This is a genomic window from Pantoea sp. SYBGC1 (genome assembly GCF_057197005.1).
Genome location: NZ_JBXUNM010000001.1, coordinates 1119514 through 1144135, shown reverse-complemented (window position 1 = coordinate 1144135; position 24622 = coordinate 1119514). Strand labels below are relative to the sequence as shown.

Sequence of the window (24622 nt, the reverse complement as noted above, 5' to 3'; positions counted from 1 at the left end):
TTACAGAGACCAATTTGCCGTAAAGTGGGTGTACATCGCAACAGGAGAAGAGTATGTCCGCTGTCTTACATTATCCCGCCGCCAGTGCGGAAGAGAGTCACGCCTATCTGCAGCATAAGCTGAGCTATTACACCGATGCCTGGGATCTGGCAGAAGACCTGGCACGCGGCGAATGTGCCATTGTCGTTTTTGATGCCCGCAGCCCCGAAAACTATGCTGCAGGACATATCTGCGGCGCGCGTTCGTTTCCGCACTCTACTATCAGTGCGCAGAGTACGGCGACGCTCGATCGCAGCAAGGTCTATATCACCTACTGCGATGGCATCGGCTGCAATGGTTCAACCAAAGCGGCGCTGAAACTGGCAGCGCTGGGGTTTCAGGTTAAGGAGCTTATTGGCGGGCTGGATTTCTGGAAGCGCGACGGGCATCCGCTGGCGTGGGGAACCGCTGCGGGAGAGTGGCCACAGCACAGCGCTGCGGCCGGGTGCGGCTGCTGACTCAGGCCAGCAGCCAGAGCAGAAACAGCACCACAAACACCGCGATTATCAGCGACAGCGCCGGACGCTGTGCCAGCGGGCGCGGCAGGATCTCTGTAAACGGTGCCCAGATAGGTTGTGGCTGGCGCATGCTATCCGTCAGCGGCAGCGTTTCACCGCGCTCAGCCCGGCGGCTGAAAAGCTGATTCAGCAGATCCTGACACTGCGCAGCGGTCAGCACGGTTTGCGGCGTCGCCTGAAAACGCTGCTGGCTGTAATCCTGCAGCAGCTGCTGTTCATCACGATTCAGCGGCTGCTTCAGCGAGCTTTCCAGCAGCTGCAGCGTGGGTGCGGTGTGCTGTCCCAGCGTCTGACGCACCTGCAGATACTGCGTCAGCAACGGGAAGTGCCGCGACGGCACCGGATCGCCGCTTTTAAGATTCACCAGTTTCAGCGCGTCGGTCAGCAGTTTTACCGGTGACTCGCCGGTCGTGGCCGCCAGCCGCGTCACCTGCTGATTCAGCGCCTGCTGCTCTGCCGGCAGCAGCGTGCGATCGGTACTGCGGCTCTGCTGCGGCTGCGGAATCGCCATCTGGCCGCTCTGCAGCATGGTCAGCACCTGACGCAGCTGATCCTGACTCAGCGCACTCAGCACCGTCTGGTTAAACTGCTGGCGGATAAAGTCGCTTACCGCCTGACGGTTGTTACCCTGCGGCAGCTTATCCTGCAGCTGCTGAAGCAGCTGGCGCGTGGCGTGACTGTCCTGCACCTGACTCAGGCGACGATTGAGGTGCTGCTCGGCAGCCGGAAAATGGCGCGACTGAAAGTCAGCATCGCTCTTAACACCCACCTCATGACGTACGCCCGCCCAGAGCTCAGGCGCTTTCAGAGTGCTGAGAGACATAATGCGTACAATGAGCCGTTCCAGCGTAGTGCGCTGCGCCGGAGAGAGAGGCTGTTCGCCAGCCGGGCCGCCGGGGCGTGCCGGGCCGGAAGCACCGGTAAGCGCAGAACGATCGCCCGCGGGCACACCGGGACCGCTGAGAGGTTGCATGGCGGAATCCTTGAAAAACGAGTCAGATCCGGGTGCGCCGGAAAAAGAGGGGCATATGATAGCAAAAGCCCCCGGGAAATCCACGGGGGCTGGTATCAGAAAAGCGAGAAGATCCGGATTTATTCCGCCTCTGCCGCTCTGAAGCGGCTGCGACGCCAGCGTTTCCAGACGAATGGCACCACCAGCACCGCGACCGCCAGCACCAGCAGCACTTTGCAGATGAGACTCTCCCACAGAATAGGCAGATTGCCGTTACTGATTGAGAGCGCACGGCGCAGGTTCTGCTCCAGCATTTCGCCCAGTACAAAGCCGAGGATCAGCGGCGACATCGGGAAATCCATCTTGCGCAGGATAAAGCCGAAGATGCCTAACCCCACCATCAGCAGCAGGTCGAAGGTTGTGCTGTGCACCGCATACACGCCGACGGCGGAAATGGCGGCGATCGCGGGCACCAGAAACCAGAGCGGGATGGTCAGCATACGGGCAAAGATATTGATCATCGGGATATTCATGATCAGCAGCATCACGTTGCCGATCAGCAGCGCGGCAATCAGTCCCCAGACAATATCAGGCTGTTCGATGAACATCGCCGGACCCGGCGTGATGTTATAGAGCGTCAGCGCGCCCACCATCACCGCCGTGGTACCAGAGCCCGGAATACCCAGCGTCAGCATCGGGATAAATGAGCCGCACGCCGAGGCGTTGTTCGCGGCTTCCGGCGCCGCCACGCCGCGGATATCACCCTTGCCGAACTGGTCGCTGCCGCTGATCTTCTTCTCGCTCATATAGGCGATGGCGCTGGCGATAGTGGCACCCGCACCCGGCAGTACGCCGACAAAAAAGCCGATGAAGGAGGAGCGCAGCGTGGCGCCGGTCGCCTGGGCTGCTTCTTTCATGTTGAACATCATGCGGCCACTGGCGCGTACGACTTTCTGACCGCCGCTGGTCGACTCCAGCATCAGTAAAATCTCACTGACCGAGAACAGGCCAATTACCACCACAACAAACTGAATGCCATCGGAGAGGTGTACGCTGTCGAAGGTAAAACGATAAACGCCGGTATTCGCATCCACGCCCACGGTAGCCATACTCAGACCTATCAGCGCGGCCAGGAACGATTTCAGCGGGTTGTGGCTCATCATGCTGCCGAGGCAGGCGATGGCAAATACCATCAGGGCAAAATATTCTGCCGGCCCAAACGCCAGCGACCAGTTAGCCAGAATCGGTGCGAACAGGATAATGCCGAGGATGGCGATGGTGGAGCCGACAAATGAGCTGACGGCCGAGATAGAGAGCGCCACGCCCGCTTTGCCCTGCTGCGCCATCGGATAGCCATCCAGCGCGGTCATAATCGCGCCAGCGTCACCCGGCACGTTCAGCAGGATAGAGGAGATACGTCCGCCATATTCGCAGCCGATATAGACGGTTGCCAGCAGGATCAGCGCTGATTCAGCCGGCAGGTGCAGAGCAAACGCCAGCGGCATCAGGATCGCCACGCCGTTGATCGGTCCCAGTCCCGGCAGCAAGCCGACAATGGTGCCGATAAAGCAGCCGATCAGGGCGATCATCAGGTTCTCCGGCGTCATAGCGACGGCGAAGCCCTGCATCAGAAAAGACCAGGTATCCATTATTGACTCCTGTTAACTCAGCCAGCTGCCCATCGGCAGCGTTACGTCAAGCAGCCGGTCGAAGGCGTAAAATAGCGCCACGCCCATCACCACGCCAGAGATCGCTGCTGCCCACCAGCGCGCGCCAAACAGCAGGCCGATGCCAAAGGTCAGCAGGGTGGTGCAGATTGGAAAGCCCAGGTTTTCAAACTGCCAGCCATACGCCATCAGCAAAATACACAGGACAACCAGTTTTTTTAACGTGGTGGCTGAGGGCCACTGTATGACGTCAGGCTTGCGCAGCAGCATCATGACGGCGCAGATTGCCATTAGCCCAAGCAGCAGCATCGGGAAAGGGCGCGGACCGACCGGCTCATAGCTATATTCACTCTGGATCTGCCAGCCGATAAACAGTCCGGCAATACAGAGCGCCAGCCAGACAACGGCAAAAATACGATCGCTCATCATTGCCTCCGCTATTTCGCCAGCCCGAACGATTTCGCTTTCTCACGATAGTCAGCAACCTGCTTTTTCACATAAGCATCCAGCTCGCTGCCAAACATGTTGAACTCAAACAGGCCGCGTGCGTCGCGCTGCTGCTGGAACTCTTTGGTGGTAACCAGTTTTTTAAACGAATCTTCCCACCACTGGTACTCCGCATCGCTGACTTTAGGACCCAGGTAATAGCCGCGAATCACCGGCCATTCGACGTTATACCCCTGCTCTTTAGCGGTGGGGATATCGGCCAGTTCGCCCGGCAGGCGCTTGTCGCTCATCACCGCCAGCACGCGCATTTTACCGCCCTGCAGGTGCGGCACCATTTCACTCATATCACCGGATACTACCTGGATATGGTTGCCAAGCAGCGCGGTCACCGGCTCGCCGCCGCCTTCAAACGCGACATAGCGCATTTTGCGCGGATCGATACCGGCTTCGCGCGCCAGCAGGGCGGTTTTCATCCAGTCCTGGCTACCGATAGATGCCCCGGCGCCGACCACAACTTTATTAGGATCGTTTTTCATCGCCTCCATCAGCTCACCCAGCGTTTTCCACGGCGCGTCGGCACGTACCGCCACCATGCCGTAATCCGTGCCGACGGCGGCCAGCCACTTCACGTCGTCGACCGAATAGCGGCCAAACTTGCCCTGTGACAGATTAAGCAGCGACCCGCCGGAGAAGGCTACCAGCGTACCCGCTTCGGCCGGGCGCTGCGCGATGATGGCGTTATAGGCAACCGCGCCTACGCCGCCTGGCATGTAGGTCACGCGCATGGGTGAGGTGAGCTGGCCGGTCTCCTGCATGGAAACCTGAATCAGCTTACAGGTGAGGTCAAAACCGCCGCCGGGTTTAGCCGGGGCGATACACTCAGGGCGCTTTGGCGCCTCTGCCAGCGCCGAAGACACTGAAAAAGCCAGCAGGGAGGTGGCGAGGATGAGAAAGCCTGTTTTTTTCATGGTTCGCTCCAGTCATTCTTCCAGATTGTGATTGCTACCGAACATTTTCGGTTGCTGAATTGTTAAACCGGTAACCTTTCATTTACCTTTCAGCCATCAGCAAAAATGACAGGATGTGATATGCGTCTCTTACTGGTGGAAGACACCACTGAACTGGCCACGTGGCTGCAAAAGGCGCTCACGCAAAAAGGGTTTGCCGTCGACTGGGTCGCCGACGGGCTGGCCGCCGATCATATACTGCAGAGTGAGGACTACGCGCTGGTGGTGCTTGATGTCTCGCTGCCGCGGCTGGATGGCCTGGCGGTACTGGCGCGGCTGCGCAAACGCGGACAGAACGTACCGGTGCTGCTGCTAACGGCGCAAAGTACCCTGGCGCAGCGGGTGCAGGGCTTAAACGGCGGCGCCGATGACTACCTGACCAAGCCGTTTGAGCTGGATGAACTGGATGCGCGGCTGCGCGCGCTGCTGCGCCGCAGCCACGGCCAGACGGCGCAGACCCAGCGGCTCGGACAGCTGGAGCGCGACAGCGAAGGCTATTTCCTGCTGAATCACAAGCCGCTGTCGCTGACGCCGCGCGAATCGAGCGTGCTCTCCACGCTGATGCAGCGGCCGGGACGACCGGTATCGCGCCAGCATCTTTATGAGCAGACATTTACGCTGGCCGACGACGCCAGTCCGGAGAGCATTGAGCTCTATGTGCATCGGGTGCGTAAAAAGCTCTCCGGCAGCGATGTGGCGATTGTGACGCTGCGCGGGCTCGGCTACAGCCTGGAGCAGCAGCCGTGCGGCTGATGCACTCGCTGCGCGGTGAACTGCTGCTGTGGCTGGGCGCACCGCTGCTGCTGCTGTGGGCGCTGTCGGTCTATACCCATTATCAGAGCGCGCTGCAGGCAGCGAATCAGGCCTATGACCGCTCGCTGCTGGCGTCAGCGCGCACCGTGGCGGAAAGACTGGCGGTGCGCCAGCGCCATCTCGAAGTGGATGTGCCCTGGGTGGTGCTGGACAGCTTTGAACGCAATATGAACGATCAGCTCTTCTACCAGGTTATTTCACCGCAGGGAAATACCCTCTCCGGCTATCCCGATTTGCCGCTGCTGCCGCGTAACGCGCCGCTCTCTGAGGCTTACCCGGCGCTGGTGCACTTTTATGACGCGCACTACCGCAGGCAGCCCATTCGCGTGGCGGCGCTGTGGCAGCCGGTGAATGAAGAGGGGGTAGAGGGCATGGCACTGGTGCTGGTGGCGGAGACGCTGAACTCACGGCACGCCTTTGCCGACAGCCTGCTGCGTACCGCGCTGATAAGCCAGAGCTTTCTGGTGCTGATCACGCTGCTGCTGGCGGGGATGCTGCTGCGCCGGGTGCTGCGGCCACTGCGCCGGCTGTCGCGGATTATGCTGCGCCGCGCGCCGGGGGAACTGACGCCGCTGCCTTCGCTGGTGCCGTGGTCAGAGCTGCAGCCGCTGATTGTAGCGTTTAACCGTCATCTGGAACGGCTGCGCGGGCTGCTGGCGCGGCAGGAGCGCTTTAGCGCCGATGTATCGCACCAGCTGCGCACGCCGCTGACAATTTTAAAAACTCAGGTCAGCGTGGCGCTCAGCAGCGACGATCCGCAGCAGTGGCGCGAGAGCCTGCAGGGTATGCGCCACACGCTCAACGATACCGTACAGCTTACCGACCGGCTGCTGCAGCTGGCGCAAATCAAGGCACGGCACGGCGAAGATAAACCCTTTACCCGCGTTGACCTCAGCCAGATTGTGCAGCAGGCGTGCCTGAGCGGCTATACCGCCGCGCGACACAAGCAGATCGATTTAGGCTTTGAAGGCGAAGAGACGTGTCGCGTACAGGGAGATGCGCTGCTGCTGGCTGAACTGTGCGCCAACCTGCTGGATAATGCGATTAAATATACGCCGGCGCAGGGAACGGTAACAGCGCGGCTGCAGGAGCGGCAGCTGGAAATTGAAGATAGCGGCCCCGGTATAGAGGCCGGGCAGCAGCAGCAGGCGCTCCAGCCGTTTACGCGTCTCGATCACAGCGGCCAGCCTGGTGCCGGAATCGGGCTGGCGCTGGTGAAGGATATCTGCGCCTGGCACGATGCGCGGCTGCGGCTCGATCGCAGCCCGCAGCTGGGCGGGCTGCGGGTCACCGTCAGCTTTCCCTGATCGCCGTCCGGCGCAGCGGCGTTTTCAGCCGCTGCGCCAGCATCACGCCGGTAAGCGTAATACCGCCGCCAATCCAGTGGTAGCTGTGCAGCTGCTCATGCAGAAACAGCACCGCAATCAGCGCCGTGAATACCGGCACCACGTTCATAAAGATACTGGTGGTGCTGGCACCCAGCCGCTGCACGCCAAGGATCCACAAAAAGGGCGCTACGATCGAAGCAAACAGGCCGGCGAACAGCACCAGCGGCAGGTTCTGCTGCGTCAGCGCCACTTCCGGGGCCAGCAAAAAGCCCGGCAGCAGCAGCATGACGCCAAAGAAAATCTGCACATAAAGGCTCTGCCAGGTGGGGAGCGGGATCGCCCAGCGTTTGGTCAGCACGCCATAGAGCGCATAAGAGGTGGAGGCCGCCAGCATCATCACTTCGCCATTACCGGGACGCTGCGCCAGCAGCTGAGCCGGGTTGCCGCCGCTGACCAGCCAGACCAGACCGGTAAACGAGAGAACACTGCCCAGCAGAATACCGCGCGTGGGGGCCAGACGCAGCACCAGCAGGCTGAGCAGAATCGTCAGCAGCGGAATGGTGGCGCCGAGTATGCCCATCATCACCGCCGACACGCTATGCGCCGCATAGTAGGCAAGGCTCTGATAGAGCACCATGCCAAGCAGCCCCAGCAGCAGCAGCTGGCCGAGGTGGCCTTTTATAGTGCGCCGATGCCGCCATACACCGGGCAGGCAGAACGGTGTCAGCACCAGCAGCGCCAGCAGCCAGCGATAAAATGAGATAGCGGCGGGATCGATCGCGTCAGCCGAAAGTTTGCTGACGATGGTGTTGACTGACCAGATCAGCACCGCAATGAGGGGGAACAGCAGATTCATAACAGGCTCCGTAAAAAAGTGCCGCCAGCATACGTTTGACCGGTTTAAAGCAGATAGTTAAAATCGGACAAAATTTGTTAATGACCGGACAGAATGACTATTCAGGTTGCCTATTGCCCGCCCGCTGACGCGCCGCGCATCTTTATGCGTTATGAACAGACGCATGCGCGCACCGAATATCTGCCGCATCAGCATGCGTGGGGCCAGGCGATTTTTGTTACCCGCCACGTGCTGGAGCTGGACATCGAAGGCGAGCGCCTGCTGGCACCGGCTGAGATGCCGGTATGGATCCCTCCCGGCCAGCGACACAGCAGCTATAACCACTGCCAGGCACAGTTTCGTACCCTGAATCTGGCAGCAGAGCTTTGTCACGGTCTGCCAGCGCGCGCCTGCCTGCTGACGGCGGATGCGATAACGCATGCGATTATGAATGAGTTCGCGCAGCGCGCGCTGGCGCAGCCGCAGAGCGAGGCGGAGTGGCGCCTGTGCGACGTGCTGCTGGATCGCCTGCGCCAGGCACCCGCGCATACCAGCTATCTGCCCGCCTCAGATGATAAGTTTCTTGCACCGATACTGCGTGCGCTGGAGGCCAATCCCGGTGACAACACCACGCTGACGCAGTGGGCGCAGCGCGTGTTTACCACAGAACGTACGCTGGCGCGGCGCTGCCAGCAGCAGCTGAAAATGTCCTTTAGCGAGTGGCGGCAGCGGCTGCGTTTTCTGCGCACGCTTGCGCTGCTGGAGCAGGGCAAGAGCGTGCAGGCTATCGCTCATGAACTCGGCTATAGCTCCGCCTCAGCGCTTATTGTTATGTTTCAGCAACAGGCGGGCACCTCTCCGGAACGCTATCGCAACCGGTTAGGCTAACCGGCACCTTTGTGGCACACTAGCCGGCGTTCATTTCCCGCAGACAGGACCACCGCCGTGAAAATTCTCGTTGATGAAAACATGCCTTATGCCCGTGAACTCTTCAGCCGCACCGGTGAGGTGGTTGCCGTACCGGGCCGTCCGCTGCCTGAAGCGGAGCTGCGCGATGCAAGCGCGCTGATGGTGCGCTCGGTCACCCGGGTCAATGCGGCGCTGCTGGCGGATACGCCGGTAAAATTTGTCGGCACCGCCACAGCCGGCACCGATCATGTGGATCAGCCCTCGCTGCAGGCGGCCGGTATCGGCTTCTCTGCCGCACCCGGCTGTAACGCTATCGCGGTGGTGGAGTATGTCTTCTCTGCGCTGCTGCTGCTGGCTGAACGCGACGGGTTCGCGCTGCGCGATCGCACCGTGGGCATCGTGGGCGTCGGTAACGTTGGCAGCCGTCTGCAGGCGCGGCTGGAAGCCTGGGGCGTCAAAACGCTGCTGTGCGATCCGCCGCGTGCCGATCGCGGCGATACCGGACCGTTTCATTCGCTGGAAACCCTGGTGGCACAGGCGGATATTCTGACGTTTCATACGCCGCTCAACAAAGAGGGGCGTTATAAAAGCTGGCACCTGGCGGATGCGGCGCTGCTGATGGCGCTGCGGCCTGACACTATTTTGATCAACGCCTGCCGCGGTCCGGTGGTCGACAATATCGCGCTGCTGGAAGTGCTGAAAATGCGCGGCGATCTGCGCGTGGTGCTGGATGTATGGGAGCCCGAACCCGATCTCAGTCTTGACCTGCTGGCGCGCGTGGATATCGCCACCGCCCATATCGCGGGCTATACGCTGGAGGGCAAAGCGCGCGGCACAACGCAGGTCTTTGAAGCCTGGAGCGCCTTTATCGGTCAGCCGCAGCAGGTGGCGCTGGAGAGTCTGCTGCCCCAGCCGGAGTTCAGCAGCATTACGCTGCATGGCGAACTCGATCAGGCAACGCTGAAACGTCTGGCACACCTGGTGTATGATGTGCGCCGCGACGACGCGCCGCTGCGTAAAGCCGCAGGCCAGCCGGGCGAGTTTGATCGGCTGCGCCGGCAGTATAAGGAGCGCCGCGAGTGGTCTTCACTGGAGGTGATCTGCGACAGCGCCGCCAGTGCCAGCATGCTGAAGCAGCTGGGCTTTCGCGTCAGCCGGCTGCCAAAACCCTCTTCCTTCCCGGAATGATGCGTTACGGCGCACAGCGGGAACGAATCTGAATTATGAGGCGGTATCATTACCGCCTTCTGTTTTTATGTCATTGTCTGGAGTAAACCAACATGTCTGACGGCTGGAATATTGCGCTACTGGGCGCAACAGGCGCCACAGGAAACGCTGTACTGGAACTGCTGGCGGAGCGCCAGTTCCCGGTTGGTGAGATCCATCTGCTGGCAAGCGAAAACAGCGCGGGTGAAACGCTGCGTTTTGCCGGCCGCTCGCTGCGCGTAGAGGATGCGGCTGAGTTTGACTGGACCCAGGCGCAGCTGGCGTTTTTCGCCGCCGGTCGCGAGGCGTCAGCCCGCTACGCAGAAGAGGCGGCGAGCCAGGGATGCCTGGTGATCGACAGCAGCGATCTGTTCGCGCTGGAGCCGGATGTCCCGCTGGTGGTGCCGGATGTGAACCCGCAGGTCCTGGCGGACTACCGTAACCGTAATATCATCAGCGTGGCGGATGCGCTGGTAAGCCAGCTGTTATGCGCGATTAAGCCGCTGGTTGAAACCGCCGGGCTGAGCCGTATTCAGGTGACCAACCTGCTGTCGGTATCCAGCCAGGGCAAAGCCGCGGTGGATGGTCTGGCCGGTGAGAGCGCGCGTCTGCTGAATGGCATTCCCCCTGACGAGCACTATTTTGGTCGTCAGCTGGCGTTTAACCTGCTGCCGCAGCAGGCGGACAGCAGCGGCAGCGTGGCAAGCGAGCGTCGCGTCGTGGAGCAGGTCCGTAAAGTGCTGCAGGATGAGGGACTGCCGATTGCCGTCAGCAGCGTGCAGGCGCCGGTGTTTTATGGCAATGCGCAGATCGTCTATGTGGAAAATCTGCGTCCGCTCTCCGCCGAAGAGGCGCGTGACGAACTGGCGCGTGCGGAAGATATCAGCCTGAGTGAAGAGGGTGATTATCCGACGCAGGTGGGCGACGCCTCAGGTAATGAAGTGCTAAGCATCGGCAGTCTGCGTAACGACTACGGCATTCCGGAACTGCTGCAGTTCTGGTCGGTGGCGGATAACGTGCGCTTCGGTGGCGCGCTGATGGCAGTGAAAACGGCGGAGAAGCTGGTGCAGGAGTATTTCTACTGATGCAGGCGGAGGCGACAACCCTGAAGCTGGCGCTGGGCATTGAGTATGACGGCAGCCGCTATTATGGCTGGCAGCGGCAAAATGACGTTCGCAGCGTACAGGAAAAGCTGGAGAAAGCGCTGGCAAAAGTGGCGAACCATGACGTCAGCGTGTTTTGTGCCGGACGGACAGACGCAGGCGTACACGGCACCGGTCAGGTGGTGCATTTTGAAACCACCTCCCGGCGCGCCGACAGCGCCTGGACGCTGGGCGTCAATGCCAATCTGCCGGACGATATCGCCGTACGCTGGGTAAAAGCGGTGCCGGAGAGCTTTCACGCGCGCTTCAGCGCGACCGCGCGGCGCTATCGCTACGTGATTTATAATCAGCGGCTGCGCCCGGCTATTCTCGGCAACGGGCTGACGCACTACTACCATCCGCTGGACGCCGAAAAAATGCAGCGTGCCGGCCAGCATCTGCTGGGTGAGAACGATTTCACCTCATTTCGTGCCGTTCAGTGCCAGTCGCGTACGCCGTGGCGTAACGTGATCCATCTGAACGTCATACGTCAGGGGGCATTTGTCATTGTCGATATCAAAGCTAACGCCTTCGTGCATCATATGGTGCGTAACATCGTCGGCAGCCTGATAGAAGTCGGCAATGGCAATCAGCCGGAAAGCTGGATAGCGGATCTGCTGGCGGCGAAAGATCGCACGCTGGCAGCGGCAACCGCGAAAGCGGAAGGGTTATACCTGGTGGCGGTGGATTACCCGTCGCATTTTGCGTTACCTCAGCCTGCGCCGGGACCACTGTTCCTCGCAGATTAATTTTTAACAGTAGGGTGTCAGGGAGTTAGCTGGTATGGAGTTTATCCATTTTGTTGTCGATTTTATTCTGCACATTGATGTGCACCTGGCCGAACTGGTGGCGCAGTATGGCATCTGGATCTACGCCATCCTGTTTCTGATCCTGTTTTGCGAGACCGGTCTGGTGGTGACGCCATTCCTGCCGGGTGACTCGCTGCTGTTTGTGGCAGGCGCGCTTGCTGCTTTACCGGGCAACGACTTAAACGTACATCTGATGGTCACGCTGCTGGTTATCGCTGCCATTCTCGGCGATGCGGTGAACTACACCATTGGCCGCCTGTTTGGTGAGAAGCTGTTCAGTAATCCGCAGTCTAAAATCTTCCGCCGCAGCTATCTCGATAAAACCCATGCGTTCTACGATCGCCACGGCGGTAAAACCATTATACTTGCGCGCTTTGTGCCAATCGTGCGAACCTTTGCCCCCTTCGTGGCGGGTATGGGGCACATGTCCTATCGCCACTTTGCGCTCTTCAACGTTACGGGCGCGCTGTTGTGGGTACTGCTGTTCTCCTATGCCGGCTATCTGTTTGGCGATCTGCCGGTGGTGCAGGAGAACCTCAAGCTGCTGATTGTCGGCATTATCGTGGTATCGATACTGCCAGGCGTGATTGAAGTATGGCGTCATCGCCGTCAGGCGCGTCAGCAGAAATCGCAGTAAGCCCGTCACCAGATTTTTATCCACAGCGTGAACAGGTTGTGGTTTAATGAGCGACATTTACGGCCTGCTGAAGGTGATTTCAGCAGTAACGAAAAGACTGGACCAGGTCAGCATTAAACAGAAAGGTCATCAATGAGCTGGATTGAACGCATACTGAATAAAAGCACCACGACGCCTACGCGCAAAGCCAGCATCCCGGAAGGGGTGTGGACCAAGTGCGACAGCTGTGGTCAGGTGCTCTACCGCGCCGAGCTGGAGCGCAACCTTGAGGTCTGCCCGAAGTGCGACCACCATATGCGTATGCACGCGCGCGAGCGTCTGCATAGCCTGATGGATGAAGGATCGATGGTTGAGCTGGGAAGCGAGCTGGAGCCAAAAGATCTGCTCAAGTTCCGCGACTCCAAAAAGTATAAGGATCGTCTGGTAGCGGCCCAGAAAGACACCGGCGAAAAAGATGCGCTGATCGTCATGAAAGGCCAGCTGCACGGCATGCCGGTTGTGGCGGCGGCGTTTGAGTTTGCCTTTATGGGCGGCTCGATGGGCTCAGTCGTGGGCGCGCGCTTTGTGCGTGCCGTAGAGCAGGCGCTGGAAGATAACTGCCCGCTGATCTGCTTCTCGGCCAGCGGCGGTGCGCGTATGCAGGAAGCGCTGCAGTCGCTGATGCAGATGGCAAAAACCAGTGCGGCACTGGCGAAAATGCAGGAGCGCGGTCTGCCTTATATCTCCGTGCTGACTGACCCGACCATGGGTGGCGTTTCTGCCAGCTTTGCGATGCTGGGCGATCTCAACGTGGCGGAGCCAAAAGCGCTGATCGGTTTTGCCGGTCCACGCGTGATTGAGCAGACGGTACGTGAAAAGCTGCCGCCGGGCTTCCAGCGCAGTGAGTTCCTGATTGAAAAAGGCGCGATCGACATGATCATCCGTCGTCCGGAAATGCGCTTTAAGCTGGCGAGCCTGCTGGCAAAAATGATGAACCTGCCGGCTCCGCAGCTGGATGGCGAGCCGCCGGTGGCGGTGGAACCAGAAAGCAACGACGCCTGACAGGCAACCGAAAGGCGCAGCGATGCGCCTTTTTACTTTCATTCCGTACATCCCATTTTCAGTGAGCAGCCGTGCCGGTTTCTGCCTGTTGATAGCCATCAGCCGCGCGCAGGCCCCTCTTTCCGCCGCTGCGCTGAACGATGAGCTGTACTACGCAACAGACGGGACTCATGAACACGCATCAGCCTCCTCAGGGCACGTCGCCGCTGGCCACGTGGCTTCACTATCTTGAGCATCTTCACTCACAGGCGATTGAACTGGGTCTGGATCGTATTCAGCGCGTTGCCGCGCAGCTTGACCTGCTGAAACCCGCTCCCTTTATCTTTACCGTCGCCGGCACCAACGGCAAAGGCACCACCTGCCGCACCCTGGAAACGCTGCTGATGGCAGCAGGCTACCGCACGGGCGTCTACAGTTCGCCGCATCTGGTACGCTACACCGAGCGCGTGCGCGTGCAGGGCGCGGAGCTGCCGGAGGCGCAGCACAGCGCCAGCTTTGCTGAAATTGAGGCGGGGCGTGGTGATACCTCGCTCACCTATTTTGAATTTGGCACGCTCTCTGCGCTTAATCTGTTCCGCCAGGCGAATCTTGACGTGGTGATCCTCGAAGTCGGACTGGGTGGCCGTCTTGATGCCACCAACATTGTTGCCAGCGATGTGGCGGTGATCACCAGTATCGCACTCGATCACACAGACTGGCTTGGCCCCGACCGCGAGAGTATCGGGCGGGAAAAAGCGGGTATTTTCCGCGCCGGTAAACCTGCCGTGGTGGGCGAAGCGGAGATGCCGGCAAGCATCGCTGCGGTGGCCGCAGAGACCGGTGCCGTGCTGCATCAGGTCAATCGCGACTGGCAGTGGCAGGGCGGTAGTGATAGCTGGATGCTGCAGGATGCGCAGGGTGATCTGCGCGATCTGCCGCTGCCGCAGGTGCCGCTGCCGAATGCGGCCACGGCGCTGGCTGCGTTACGCGTGTCGGGTCTGCAGGTGCCTGACGCCATTATCCGCGCGCATCTGCCGCAGGCGGTACTGGCAGGGCGTTTCCAGACCATAAGCCATGCGCCGCAGGTGATTCTGGACGTTGCGCACAACCCGCACGCCGCTGCCTGGCTGGCGTCGCGCCTGGCGGCGCTGCCCGCGGGCGGAACGGTTCATGCGGTAGCGGGTATGCTGCACGACAAAGATATTGCCGGTACGCTCGCTGCGCTGGCGCCGCAGGTGACGCACTGGTACTGCGCGCCGCTGGCAGGTCCGCGTGGCGCATCAGCAGAGGAGCTGCTTACGCATCTGGAGAGCGGGACGGCATATGACAGCGTCGATGCGGCGTGGCGGGCGGCGCGTGCGCAGGCCAGTCAGCAGGATGTGATTCTGGTGTGTGGGTCATTTCACACCGTAGCACAGGTTATGGAATCGATGGCAGCGGAGAACGGCAGTGGCGAGTAAGTTTCAAAATCGGTTAGTGGGCACGGTGATCCTGGTGGCGATTGGCGTCATTGTGCTGCCGGGCCTGCTGGACGGTAAGAAAAAGCATTACAAGGAAGAGTTTGCAGCGATTCCGCTGGTGCCGAAGCCTGACGATCAGCAGGATAGCGAAATGGTGCCGCCGGTCACGCAGCCGCTGCCGTCGCAGCCGCCGGAAGGCGCCGGTGCTGCGCAGCAGTCAGCGACCACTCAGGCCGCGCAAAATCCGGCCGTCAGCGGCAGCGCGCAGCCGGTGCAGAACAGCCAGCCGAGCGTCGTCACGCCACCGGCGGTGCATCAGCAGACGCAGCCCAAAACCCAGCAGAAAGCGGCTGAGCAGACGAAACCTAAAACCACCGAGCAGAGCAGGCCGAAGCCGGCAGAGCAACCGAAGCCGAAGCCGGTGGAGACGCCAAAACCCGCAGAGCAGCCAAAAGCAGCGGAGCAGAGCAAGCCGGCAGAAACGCCGAAGCCAGCCAGCGCGCCGGCCGGGCAGGCGTATGTGGTACAGCTTGGCGCACTGAAGAACGCTGCGAAAGTGGACGAGATTGTGGCGAAGCTGCGGCTCTCTGGCTACCGCGCCTTTACCGTGCCGTCATCGCCGGTACAGGGACAAATTACCCGTATCTACGTCGGACCTGACGCCTCTAAAGCGAAGCTGCAGAGTTCGCTGAGCGAGCTGCAGAGCGTTTCCGGACTGGGCGGCGTGGTGAAACCCTATAGCGTGCGCTGAGAGGCTGATAAGCCACGCCGATAGCAGTAACAGGCGTGGCTTATAGCGCGTGAATGCCGGATTGAAGCCGTTAATTAACATTAAAATCAGCTAGTTAAATATTGCTGATAGTAACGGGCGAAGGAATTATTTTTCCTCGCCCTTTTTCATCACCGCGAACGGGAAAAGGCTACGCAAACGTTTTCTTTTTCTGTTAGAATGCGCCCCGAACTGGATGCAGGGGTGCGAAGCACTGTACTGGAAGCGTTCATGATCTGGATTGATTACGTCATTATTGCGGTAGTTGGTTTTTCGGCTCTGGTCAGCCTGATTCGCGGGTTTGTCCGGGAAGCCTTATCTCTTGTTACCTGGGGATGCGCGTTTTTTGTCGCCAGTCATTACTACGCCTACCTGGCAGTCTGGTTTACAGGTTTTAACGACGAACTGGTTCGCAACGGCATCGCAATTGCGGTGTTATTCGTTGCCACCCTGATTGTGGGTGCCATCGTGAACTATGTGATCGGCTCGCTGGTTGAGAAAACCGGCTTGTCGGGAACCGACAGGGTGTTGGGGGTCTGTTTCGGGGCGTTGCGTGGCGTGCTGATTGTTTCCGCCATTCTTTTCTTCCTTGATACATTCACCGGCTTTTCAAAAAGCCCGGACTGGCAACAGTCTCAGCTCATTCCCCAGTTCAGTTATATCATCAGGTGGTTTTTTGATTACCTGAAAAGCACGTCAAGTTTTTTACCCCGGTGACACCATCGGGAGTGCGGCTAATGAGGAAATGACAATATGTGCGGTATTGTTGGTATCACCGGTTTTATGCCAGTAAACCAGTCGATCTATGACGCGTTAACGGTGCTGCAGCACCGCGGACAGGATGCCGCCGGCATTTGTACTATCGATGCGCTGAACTGCTTCCGCCTGCGCAAAGCAAATGGTCTGGTCAGCGACGTGTTTGAAGCGCGTCACATGCAGCGTTTGCAGGGCAATATCGGTATCGGCCACGTGCGTTACCCTACCGCCGGCAGCTCCAGCGCCTCTGAAGCGCAGCCGTTTTACGTTAACTCCCCTTACGGTATTACGCTGGCGCATAACGGCAATCTCACCAATGCGCATGAGCTGCGCAAACAGCTGTTTGAGACCGGTCGCCGTCACGTTAATACCACCTCCGATTCAGAGATCCTGCTCAACATTTTTGCGCAGGAGCTGGATCGCTTTCAGCACTATCCGCTCGATGCGGAAACCATTTTTGCCGCGGTAGCGGCAGTGCATCAGCAGGTGCGTGGCGCTTACGCCGTGGTGGCGATGATTATCGGACACGGTATGGTGGCGTTTCGCGATCCCAACGGTATTCGTCCGCTGGTGCTCGGCAAGCGCGCTATGCAGGATGGCCGCACAGAGTATATGGTTGCCTCGGAGAGCGTGGCGCTGGATACGCTGGGGTTTGAGTTCATTCGTGACGTTGCGCCGGGTGAAGCGGTCTATATCACTGAACAGGGTCAGCTTTCGACCCGCCAGTGTGCAGAGGATCCGAAAAGCAATCCCTGCCTGTTTGAATATGTCTATTTTGCCCGCCCGGACTCTTTCCTGGATAAGATTTCCGTCTACAGCGCGCGCGTGCGCATGGGCACCAAGCTCGGTGAAAAAATTGCCCGGGAGTGGGAAGATCTCGATATCGACGTGGTGATTCCGATTCCGGAAACCTCCACCGATACTGCACTGGAGATTGCGCGCATTCTGAACAAGCCCTACCGTCAGGGATTTGTGAAAAACCGCTATGTGGGCCGCACCTTTATTATGCCGGGCCAGCATCTGCGCCGCAGCGCCGTACGCCGCAAACTCAACGCCAATCGTGCAGAGTTCCGTGATAAAAACGTGCTGCTGGTGGATGACTCTATCGTGCGCGGTACGACTTCTGAACAGATTATCGAGATGGCGCGCGAGGCGGGCGCTAAGCGGGTTTACCTCGCCTCAGCTGCACCAGAGATCCGTTTTCCGAACGTCTATGGCATCGACATGCCAAGCGCCACCGAGCTGATTGCCCATGGCCGTGAGGTGGAGGAGATTCGCAAGCTGATTAAGGCGGATGCGCTGATCTTCCAGGATCTGAACGATCTGATTGAAGCGGTACGCGAAGAGAATCCGGACATTGAGCAGTTTGAGTGCTCCGTTTTTAACGGCGTTTACGTCACCAAAGATGTGGACCAGCAATACCTGGAGTATCTGCAGTCGCTGCGTAACGACGATGCCAAAGCGCTGCAGCGTCAGAACGAAGTGGAAGGGCTGGAGATCCATAACGAAGGCTGACTGAGCTGTTATCCGGCACTCCCGACGGGGCAGGCGCAAGCCTGCCCCGTCTGTTTTGCGCTTTTTCACCGGGCGCCAGCGCAATTTTGCCTGTAGCAGGCTATCATTGCCGATTCTGAACAGAGTAAGGCAGAGTTATGAAACGTCTCATCGTGGGTATTTCCGGCGCCAGCGGCGCAATCTACGGCGTGCGGCTGCTGCAGGTGCTGCAATCGGTGCCGGAGGTGGAAACCCATCTGGTGATGAGCCCGGCAGCGCGCCAGACGCTGGCGCTGGAAACGGACTACAGCGTGCGGGATGTGCAGGCGCTTGCCAGCGTGGTGCATGACGTGCGGGATATCGGGGCAAGCATCTCTTCCGGCTCATTTAAAACGCTGGGTATGGTGATCCTGCCGTGCTCAATGAAAACGCTCTCCGGCATTGTACACAGCTACAGCGACAGCCTGCTGACGCGCGCCGCCGACGTCGTGCTGAAAGAGCAGCGCCGCCTGGTGCTCTGCGTACGCGAAACTCCGCTGCACGTCGGTCATCTGCGTATGATGACCACGGCGGCTGAACTGGGCGCGATGATAATGCCGCCGGTACCGGCGTTCTATCACCGGCCGCAGCGTATTGAGGATTTAGTCGACCAGACGGTTAACCGCGTGGTGGATCAATTTGATATCACGCTGCCGGAAGATCTGTTTATGCGCTGGAATGGCGCATAAACGTTGCGCGCTGCACAATGGATGTGCAAATACGCGGTGTCGATCACTCTTCGTGCATAATCTGCACTAAAAGTTAGCAAACTCGCTTTTTCTTCTGCATCCCGCTGTTATATTCCCCTCATAACGAACTCTCTGCGTCCCGTTACGACGCTCTCGTTAACGCGCCTGCGTGCTGCATCGCCAGCTCTGAGACCTGGCATGAAAACTGCAATCCATTCAGCGCAAAACACACATCACACCACATAACAATAAGCACGTCACTTGAGGGTAAACTATGAAAAAGCGAGTTCTGGCTCTCTCCCTGCTGCTGGCAATGACCGGCACCGCCAGCGTTTTTGCCGCAGTACCGCAGTCGCTGCGTATCGGGACCGATCCAACTTACCCGCCGTTTGAGTCAAAAAATGCCCAGGGCCAGCTGGTGGGGTTTGATATCGACCTTGCCAATGAGATTTGTAAACGCATTCAGGCCAAATGCACCTATGTGGAAAGTGATTTCGATGCGCTCATTCCGTCGCTGAAAGCGAAAAAAATTGATGCCATTATTTCGTCGCTCTCTATCACCGAAAAGCGTCAGGAGGAGATTGGCTTCTCGGAAAAACTCTATGCGGCTAACGCTCGTCTGGTGGCGGCAAAAGGCTCTCCGCTGCAGCCAACCATCGAATCGCTGAAGGGCAAAAATATCGGTCTGCTGCAGGGCACCACGCAGGAAACCTATGCGAATCAATACTGGCGGCCGAAGGGCGTTACCGTGACGCCTTATGCAAATCAGGATCTGGTCTATCAGGACCTGAACGCCGGACGCATTGATGCCGCTTTCCAGGATGAAGTGCAGGCGAGCGAAGGCTTCCTGAAGCAGCCGGTAGGCAAAAACTATGCGTTTGCTGGCCCGGCGGTGAAAGATGACAAAATCTTTGGTGTAGGCACCGGCATGGGACTGCGCAAAGATGACAGCGATCTCAAAGCCGCTATCGATAAGGCGTTTAATGAGATGCGCAAAGATGGCACCTACGACAAGATTGCGAAAAAATATTTCGATTTCAACGTCTACGGTGACTGATTGACCTGTTTCCTGATACTGCGGGTTGAGTGACAGGAACCGGGGCCATAACTATTCACTCCGGGCGCTTACTTATGTAAACTCCCGGGGTTCATACGCTTGCCGCTATCCTTCCGTGATTCATATCCCTGGTCAGGACTGTCCGCTATTTCCCGGGCAGCGTGTGTTATTTTCCCCTCACGACAGGATCGAAATCATGTTGTACGGCTATTCTGAAGTCATTCTCAAAGGCACGCTGGTGACGCTGGAGCTGGCGCTGAGCGCCGTGCTGCTGGCGGTTATCCTTGGCCTGCTCGGGGCGGGTGCCAAACTGTCGCGCAGCCGGCCGCTGGCGATCATTGCGGAAGGGTACACCACCCTGATCCGCGGCGTGCCCGATCTGGTGCTGATGCTGCTGATCTTTTACGGGCTGCAGATTGCGCTCAACGCGGTAACTGACGCACTGGGCCTGGCGCAGTTTGATATCGACCCGATGGTGGCCGGTATCATTACCCTCGGGTTTATTTACGGCGCCTATTTTACTGAAACCTTTCGCGGCGCGTTTCTGGCGGTGCCGAAGGGACAGATTGAAGCCGCCACCGCCTTTGGGTTTACCGGCTCGCAGACGTTCCGGCGCATTCTGTTTCCGGCCATGATGCGTTTTGCGCTGCCCGGTATCGGAAACAACTGGCAGGTGATCCTCAAGGCTACCGCACTGGTGTCGCTGCTGGGGCTGGAAGATGTGGTCAAAGCGACGCAGCTGGCGGGCAAGAGCACCTGGCAGCCATTCTACTTTGCCATTGTGGCAGGGGTGATCTATCTGGTGTTTACCACGCTTTCCAATGGCGTGCTGTGGTGGCTTGAGCGCCGCTACTCGGTCGGGGTAAAAAGGGCAGAATTATGATCGAAATTATTCAGGAGTACTGGAAGCAACTGCTCTGGACCGACGGCTATCGCTTCACCGGCGTGGCGATCACGCTGTGGCTGCTGATTCTTTCTGTCGTCCTCGGCGGCTGTCTGGCTGTGATCCTGGCCATCGCCCGCGTGTCACCTAACCGGTTTATCTCAACCCCGGTCTGGCTGTTTACCTATGTGTTTCGCGGTACGCCGCTCTACGTCCAGCTGCTGGTGTTCTACTCCGGCATGTATACGCTGGAAGTGGTGAAAGGATCTGAGCTGCTGAATGCCTTTTTTCGCAGCGGTCTGAACTGTACGCTGCTGGCATTTACGCTGAATACCTGCGCCTACACCACTGAAATCTTTGCGGGCGCCATCCGCGCCGTGCCACATGGCGAAATTGAAGCGGCGCGCGCCTACGGTTTTTCAACCGTAAAGCTTTACCGCTGCATCATTTTGCCCTCCGCGCTGCGTACCGCGCTGCCTGCATACAGCAATGAAGTGATCCTGATGCTGCACTCCACCGCGCTGGCGTTCACCGCGACCGTGCCGGATCTGCTGAAAATCGCGCGTGATATTAACTCGGCCACCTATCAGCCGTTTACCGCGTTTGGACTCGCTGCCGTGCTCTATCTGATTATCTCCTATGTGCTGATTAGCCTGTTCCGCCTTGCGGAACGCCGCTTTCTGGCACATGTGAAACCCTCTTCGTCGCACTGAGTATCACTATGGCTGAAAATAAATTACAGGTTGCCGAACTGCACAAACGTTACGGTGAACATGAAGTTCTGAAAGGCGTCTCACTGCGCGCCAACGCCGGCGATGTGATTAGCATCATTGGCTCTTCTGGCTCCGGGAAAAGTACGTTTTTACGCTGCATTAACTTCCTCGAAAAGCCGAGCGAAGGGGCTATCGCTGTTAATAACGAACAGATTGCGCTGGTGCGTGATACCGACGGCCAGCTGAAAGTGGCGAACAAGGAGCAGCTGCGCTCGCTGCGCACGCGCCTCACGATGGTGTTTCAGCACTTCAATCTCTGGAGTCATATGACGGTGCTGGATAATGTGACTGAAGCACCCATTCAGGTGCTTGGTCTGAGCAAGGCGGAAGCGCGCGAACGGGCGATTAAATATCTGGATAAAGTCGGGATTGATGCGCGCGCGCGGGCAAAATATCCGGTACATCTCTCCGGTGGCCAGCAGCAGCGCGTCTCGATTGCCCGTGCGCTGGCAATGGAACCGGAAGTGCTGCTGTTTGATGAACCGACCTCAGCGCTCGATCCCGAGCTGGTAGGCGAAGTGCTGCGTATTATGCAGAAGCTGGCGGAAGAGGGAAAAACCATGGTCGTGGTCACGCACGAGATGGAGTTTGCCCGCCACGTCTCAAACCATGTGATTTTCCTGCATCAGGGAAAAATTGAGGAAGAGGGGACGCCCGATGAGCTGTTTGGCAATCCAAAGAGTCCGCGCCTGCAGCAGTTTTTAAAAGGCTCGTTAAAATAGGCTGCTGAGCCGTAGCGGCGCAATTCATGGCGCGCTTGTTTGCCATCTGGCGATCAACCCCGCGCGATAAATCGCGTCGCTACGTATCGCAAAAACGTTTTAATCACTCGCCAAGCAACTTCAGCGCCGTGTCTTCGTCGGTCACCAGCCCGGAGATCCACCCACCCAACAGCGCGGCGCGAATGGCCGGATATTTCCGTGCGCTGCCGGCAAAGCCGATAATCTTCCGCTGCGTCTGACTCTCCAGCAGTACGCTGGTGAGCAGCGCATCAGTTTCGCCCCACACCCGCTCGCCCTGCTGATTAAAGAAATGGCCAAGCATCTCACCCACCACGCCACGCGTGTTAAGCGCTCTGACCTGCACATCGGTTATAAAGCCTTCGGCATTTAGCGGACAGCCCGGCTGCACTTCACCAATGCCAACAAACGCAACGTCCGCCTGCAGGGCGCGCTGCGTCACGCGCTGGTAGACCTGATGCTGCACCCACATAGTTTTGTCTTCGGGCGTGTCGGCATAGAGCGGCGCGGGGATGAAAAAATATTTGCCCTGCATTTTCTCAGCCATCTTTAGCGGCACGTCGTAACGCGTACCGGAATCATCGCGCGCAATCGCACCAATCATCGACACGCACTGATGCTGTGGCCGTTCAATCCACGGCAGCGCGTCGATCATCGAACGCAGCGTTTTGCCGGAGCCAATGCCGAACACCTGCGGCTGCTCCTCGCTGATAAACTGGCTCATCACTGAGGCGCCTTCAACGGCCAGCATCTGCTGAATAGCGTCATCCTCCAGACGGGCAGAGGGCACCACCCGACACAGATCAAGACCAAATTTCGTCTGCACCTCGTGCGCCAGTTGCAGACAGTGGGTAACCGGATGATCGATTTTGACGCTGACCATGCCCATTTCCCGTGCGCTGGACACCAGCCGCTGCGCCACCTGACGCGATAAGCCGAGCGCGCGCGCAATCTCCTGCTGTGTTACGCCAGCGACGTAATACATCCATGCCGCCCGCGCCGCCAGCTCCTGCTTTTTCTCTTCTCTGCTCATCACGCGCTTCCGTCGAAAACTGAAGCGTCAGTTTATCGCGGAATCAGACACAAGTGCTAATCGGGCAAAAGCCCTAAATAAGAGCAAATGTATTAATTGTGATGCATCTCGCAGAACAAAATGTTAGCCGACGACTATGCTACGTCGTATCGGGCAAATGCCCTTCGCAATGGCAAAAGCTTACTCAGAGGCGATTATGACGACGAATTTAGTATGGATGCACATCGGTGCTGGCTCCTTTCACCGTGCCCATCAGGCGTGGTATCTGCACAAGCTACGTGAGCAGGGTGATGAGAGCTGGAGCATTGCGCTGGGCAACATCCGCAATGATGCAGCGGTACTGCTCAATCAGCTGCAGGCGCAGAACGGCGAGTATGTGCTGGAGACTGTCACGCCAGAGGGCGAACGCGCGTATGAAACCATCACCTCGCTGCGCAAAATCCTGCCGTGGGACAGTGACATCAGTGCGCTGGTCGCCCAGGGCGCAGAGGCGCACACCCGCGTGATCAGCTTTACCGTGACCGAAGCCGGTTACTACCTGACGCCAGAGCATGAGCTGGATCTGGCGCAGCCGGACGTGCAGGCTGATATTCACGGTGAAATCCGCACGCTGTACGGCGCGCTGACGCGGATTCTGCAGCAGCGTATGGCCAGCGGCGGCGCAGCGGTTACGCTGCTGAGCTGCGATAACCTGCGCCACAACGGAGAGCGCTTCCGCCACGGGTTTCTCTCATTTCTGGCGGCGAAAGGCGATATGGCGCTGGCGGCCTGGGTGCGTGATAACACCACGTCGCCTGACACCATGGTAGACCGCATCACACCGCGCCCGACATCCGATGTGGTGGAACGCGTCAGGGCCGCTACCGGTAAGGAGGATGGCGCGGCCGTGATGGCTGAATCCTTCATTCAATGGGTAATCGAAGACAATTTTATCGCCGGTCGCCCGGCGCTGGAGAGAGTGGGCGTTGAGCTGGTGGACAGTGTGTTACCGTGGGAAGAGGCGAAAATCCGCATTCTCAACGCCACGCACGCGGCGATTGCCTGGGCGGGCACGCTTACCGGACTGAATTACATTGACGACAGCACGCGCCAGCCGGCGATTTATCAGCTGGCGCACGACTACATCACTCAGGATGTTATTCCGTCGCTCACGCCGTGTCCGCTCGATCTCGCCGATTACCGCGATGTGGTACTGGCGCGCTTCAGTAATCCCTATATCAAAGATACCAACCAGCGCGTCGGCGCGGATGGCCTGTCAAAAATCCCTGGCATGGTAACGCCGACGCTGCGTGAGACCTGGCAGCGCGGCGCGGAGCCCGCCGCTACGGCGGTACTGCCGGCGCTGTTCTTCCTGTTTCTGCAGCGCTGGGCCGCTGACGATCTGCCTTATACCTATCAGGATGGCGCGTTGCAGGCAGAGGCATTGCGTCAGCAATTTGCGGCTGCCGATGCGCTGGACGCGTTTATCCGCGACAAAGCGCTGTTTGCTGAACTGGCGGATGATGCCGCATTTCACGCGCTGATGCACCGTACGGTGGCGGATCTGCAGCGCTGGCTGAAACAGCCTGAACAGATGCTGGCAGCGGTATAAGGAGCGTGT

Annotated in this window: 25 protein-coding genes; 19 read left to right on the top strand and 6 right to left on the bottom strand. The window is 58.8% G+C overall.

The window, feature by feature from the left end; all coding sequences use genetic code 11:
* Positions 1-53 precede the first annotated feature (53 nt).
* Positions 54-497, top strand: a complete 444-nt coding sequence (locus AC2CF9_RS05285) for a rhodanese-like domain-containing protein (protein ID WP_150016557.1) — start codon at positions 54-56, stop codon at positions 495-497.
* 1 nt (position 498) lies between these two features.
* On the opposite strand, the gene flk is transcribed toward AC2CF9_RS05285, so the two are convergent.
* The 4 genes from flk to AC2CF9_RS05265 all read right to left on the bottom strand — a co-directional run bounded on the left by flk (position 499) and on the right by AC2CF9_RS05265 (position 4591).
* Positions 499-1530 carry a flagella biosynthesis regulator Flk gene (gene flk / locus AC2CF9_RS05280; protein WP_484556407.1) on the bottom strand — a complete coding sequence of 344 codons (1032 nt, stop codon included), beginning with the start codon at positions 1528-1530 and terminating at the stop codon, positions 499-501.
* Positions 1531-1649: 119 nt separating this feature from the next.
* Positions 1650-3158, bottom strand: a complete 1509-nt coding sequence (locus AC2CF9_RS05275; RefSeq protein WP_484556406.1) for a tripartite tricarboxylate transporter permease — start codon at positions 3156-3158, stop codon at positions 1650-1652.
* Positions 3159-3170: 12 nt separating this feature from the next.
* Positions 3171-3602 carry a tripartite tricarboxylate transporter TctB family protein gene (locus AC2CF9_RS05270; protein WP_150016554.1) on the bottom strand — a complete coding sequence of 144 codons (432 nt, stop codon included), beginning with the start codon at positions 3600-3602 and terminating at the stop codon, positions 3171-3173.
* Positions 3603-3613: 11 nt separating this feature from the next.
* Complete coding sequence (locus AC2CF9_RS05265; RefSeq protein ID WP_108569497.1) at positions 3614-4591, bottom strand: Bug family tripartite tricarboxylate transporter substrate binding protein; 978 nt, start codon at positions 4589-4591, stop codon at positions 3614-3616.
* A gap of 120 nt (positions 4592-4711) precedes the next feature.
* Between AC2CF9_RS05265 and tctD the strand changes: the two genes are divergently transcribed.
* Positions 4712-5383 (top strand): transcriptional regulator TctD, encoded by a 672-nt coding sequence (gene tctD / locus AC2CF9_RS05260; RefSeq protein ID WP_150016553.1) that lies wholly within the window; start codon positions 4712-4714, stop codon positions 5381-5383.
* A complete protein-coding gene (locus AC2CF9_RS05255) occupies positions 5374-6750 on the top strand; it encodes a sensor histidine kinase (protein ID WP_484556405.1) in 1377 nt (458 codons plus the stop codon). The genes tctD and AC2CF9_RS05255 overlap by 10 nt, the downstream gene beginning before the upstream one ends.
* Here AC2CF9_RS05255 and AC2CF9_RS05250 read toward each other — a convergent pair.
* Positions 6737-7627, bottom strand: a complete 891-nt coding sequence (locus AC2CF9_RS05250) for a DMT family transporter (protein WP_484556404.1) — start codon at positions 7625-7627, stop codon at positions 6737-6739. The genes AC2CF9_RS05255 and AC2CF9_RS05250 overlap by 14 nt on opposite strands.
* Positions 7628-7720: 93 nt before the next feature.
* Here AC2CF9_RS05250 and AC2CF9_RS05245 point away from each other — a divergent pair, with 93 nt between their 5' ends.
* The 15 genes from AC2CF9_RS05245 (at position 7721) to hisP (ending at position 21971) form a co-directional block, all read left to right on the top strand.
* Positions 7721-8494, top strand: a complete 774-nt coding sequence (locus AC2CF9_RS05245) for an AraC family transcriptional regulator (protein ID WP_150016550.1) — start codon at positions 7721-7723, stop codon at positions 8492-8494.
* Positions 8495-8551: 57 nt separating this feature from the next.
* Positions 8552-9703, top strand: coding sequence for a 4-phosphoerythronate dehydrogenase PdxB (gene pdxB / locus AC2CF9_RS05240; protein ID WP_484556403.1), 1152 nt, complete (start codon positions 8552-8554; stop codon positions 9701-9703).
* A gap of 92 nt (positions 9704-9795) precedes the next feature.
* Positions 9796-10806 carry an aspartate-semialdehyde dehydrogenase gene (locus tag AC2CF9_RS05235; protein WP_484556402.1) on the top strand — a complete coding sequence of 337 codons (1011 nt, stop codon included), beginning with the start codon at positions 9796-9798 and terminating at the stop codon, positions 10804-10806.
* Positions 10806-11612 (top strand): tRNA pseudouridine(38-40) synthase TruA, encoded by an 807-nt coding sequence (gene truA / locus AC2CF9_RS05230; RefSeq protein ID WP_484556401.1) that lies wholly within the window; start codon positions 10806-10808, stop codon positions 11610-11612. The genes AC2CF9_RS05235 and truA overlap by 1 nt, the downstream gene beginning before the upstream one ends.
* A gap of 34 nt (positions 11613-11646) precedes the next feature.
* On the top strand, positions 11647-12309 hold the full coding sequence (locus AC2CF9_RS05225) for a DedA family protein (protein ID WP_039379114.1): 663 nt from the start codon (positions 11647-11649) through the stop codon (positions 12307-12309).
* Between the two features lie 132 nt (positions 12310-12441).
* Positions 12442-13350: an acetyl-CoA carboxylase, carboxyltransferase subunit beta gene (accD, locus tag AC2CF9_RS05220; RefSeq protein ID WP_150016545.1), complete on the top strand. Its 909-nt coding sequence runs from the start codon at positions 12442-12444 to the stop codon at positions 13348-13350.
* A 170-nt stretch (positions 13351-13520) separates the two neighbouring features.
* The gene (folC, locus tag AC2CF9_RS05215; protein WP_484556400.1) at positions 13521-14789 is read left to right on the top strand and encodes a bifunctional tetrahydrofolate synthase/dihydrofolate synthase; all 1269 of its coding nucleotides are present in this window, start codon (positions 13521-13523) and stop codon (positions 14787-14789) included.
* Positions 14779-15540, top strand: a complete 762-nt coding sequence (gene dedD / locus AC2CF9_RS05210; protein WP_484556399.1) for a cell division protein DedD — start codon at positions 14779-14781, stop codon at positions 15538-15540. The genes folC and dedD overlap by 11 nt, the downstream gene beginning before the upstream one ends.
* A 249-nt stretch (positions 15541-15789) precedes the next feature.
* Entirely contained in the window at positions 15790-16275 is a 486-nt protein-coding gene (gene cvpA / locus AC2CF9_RS05205; protein ID WP_039379104.1) for a colicin V production protein, read from the top strand.
* Positions 16276-16311: 36 nt separating this feature from the next.
* Positions 16312-17829, top strand: a complete 1518-nt coding sequence (purF, locus tag AC2CF9_RS05200) for an amidophosphoribosyltransferase (RefSeq protein ID WP_484556398.1) — start codon at positions 16312-16314, stop codon at positions 17827-17829.
* Positions 17830-17966: 137 nt separating this feature from the next.
* Positions 17967-18536, top strand: coding sequence for a UbiX family flavin prenyltransferase (locus AC2CF9_RS05195; RefSeq protein WP_094111117.1), 570 nt, complete (start codon positions 17967-17969; stop codon positions 18534-18536).
* A 274-nt stretch (positions 18537-18810) separates the two neighbouring features.
* Positions 18811-19593, top strand: coding sequence for a lysine/arginine/ornithine ABC transporter substrate-binding protein ArgT (gene argT, locus AC2CF9_RS05190; RefSeq protein ID WP_039379096.1), 783 nt, complete (start codon positions 18811-18813; stop codon positions 19591-19593).
* A 196-nt stretch (positions 19594-19789) separates the two neighbouring features.
* Entirely contained in the window at positions 19790-20476 is a 687-nt protein-coding gene (locus tag AC2CF9_RS05185; RefSeq protein WP_039379095.1) for a histidine ABC transporter permease HisQ, read from the top strand.
* Entirely contained in the window at positions 20473-21189 is a 717-nt protein-coding gene (locus AC2CF9_RS05180; RefSeq protein WP_039379094.1) for an ABC transporter permease, read from the top strand. Before AC2CF9_RS05185 ends, AC2CF9_RS05180 begins: the two co-directional genes overlap by 4 nt.
* Positions 21190-21197: 8 nt before the next feature.
* Positions 21198-21971 carry a histidine ABC transporter ATP-binding protein HisP gene (gene hisP / locus AC2CF9_RS05175; protein WP_039379092.1) on the top strand — a complete coding sequence of 258 codons (774 nt, stop codon included), beginning with the start codon at positions 21198-21200 and terminating at the stop codon, positions 21969-21971.
* 103 nt (positions 21972-22074) lie between these two features.
* Here the strand turns inward: hisP and AC2CF9_RS05170 are convergent, their stop codons facing one another.
* Entirely contained in the window at positions 22075-23022 is a 948-nt protein-coding gene (locus AC2CF9_RS05170) for a sugar-binding transcriptional regulator (protein ID WP_150016541.1), read from the bottom strand.
* Between the two features lie 196 nt (positions 23023-23218).
* On the opposite strand from AC2CF9_RS05170, the gene dalD reads away from it, so the two are divergent.
* Positions 23219-24613, top strand: coding sequence for a D-arabinitol 4-dehydrogenase (gene dalD / locus AC2CF9_RS05165; protein WP_484556397.1), 1395 nt, complete (start codon positions 23219-23221; stop codon positions 24611-24613).
* Positions 24614-24622: the final 9 nt, after the last annotated feature.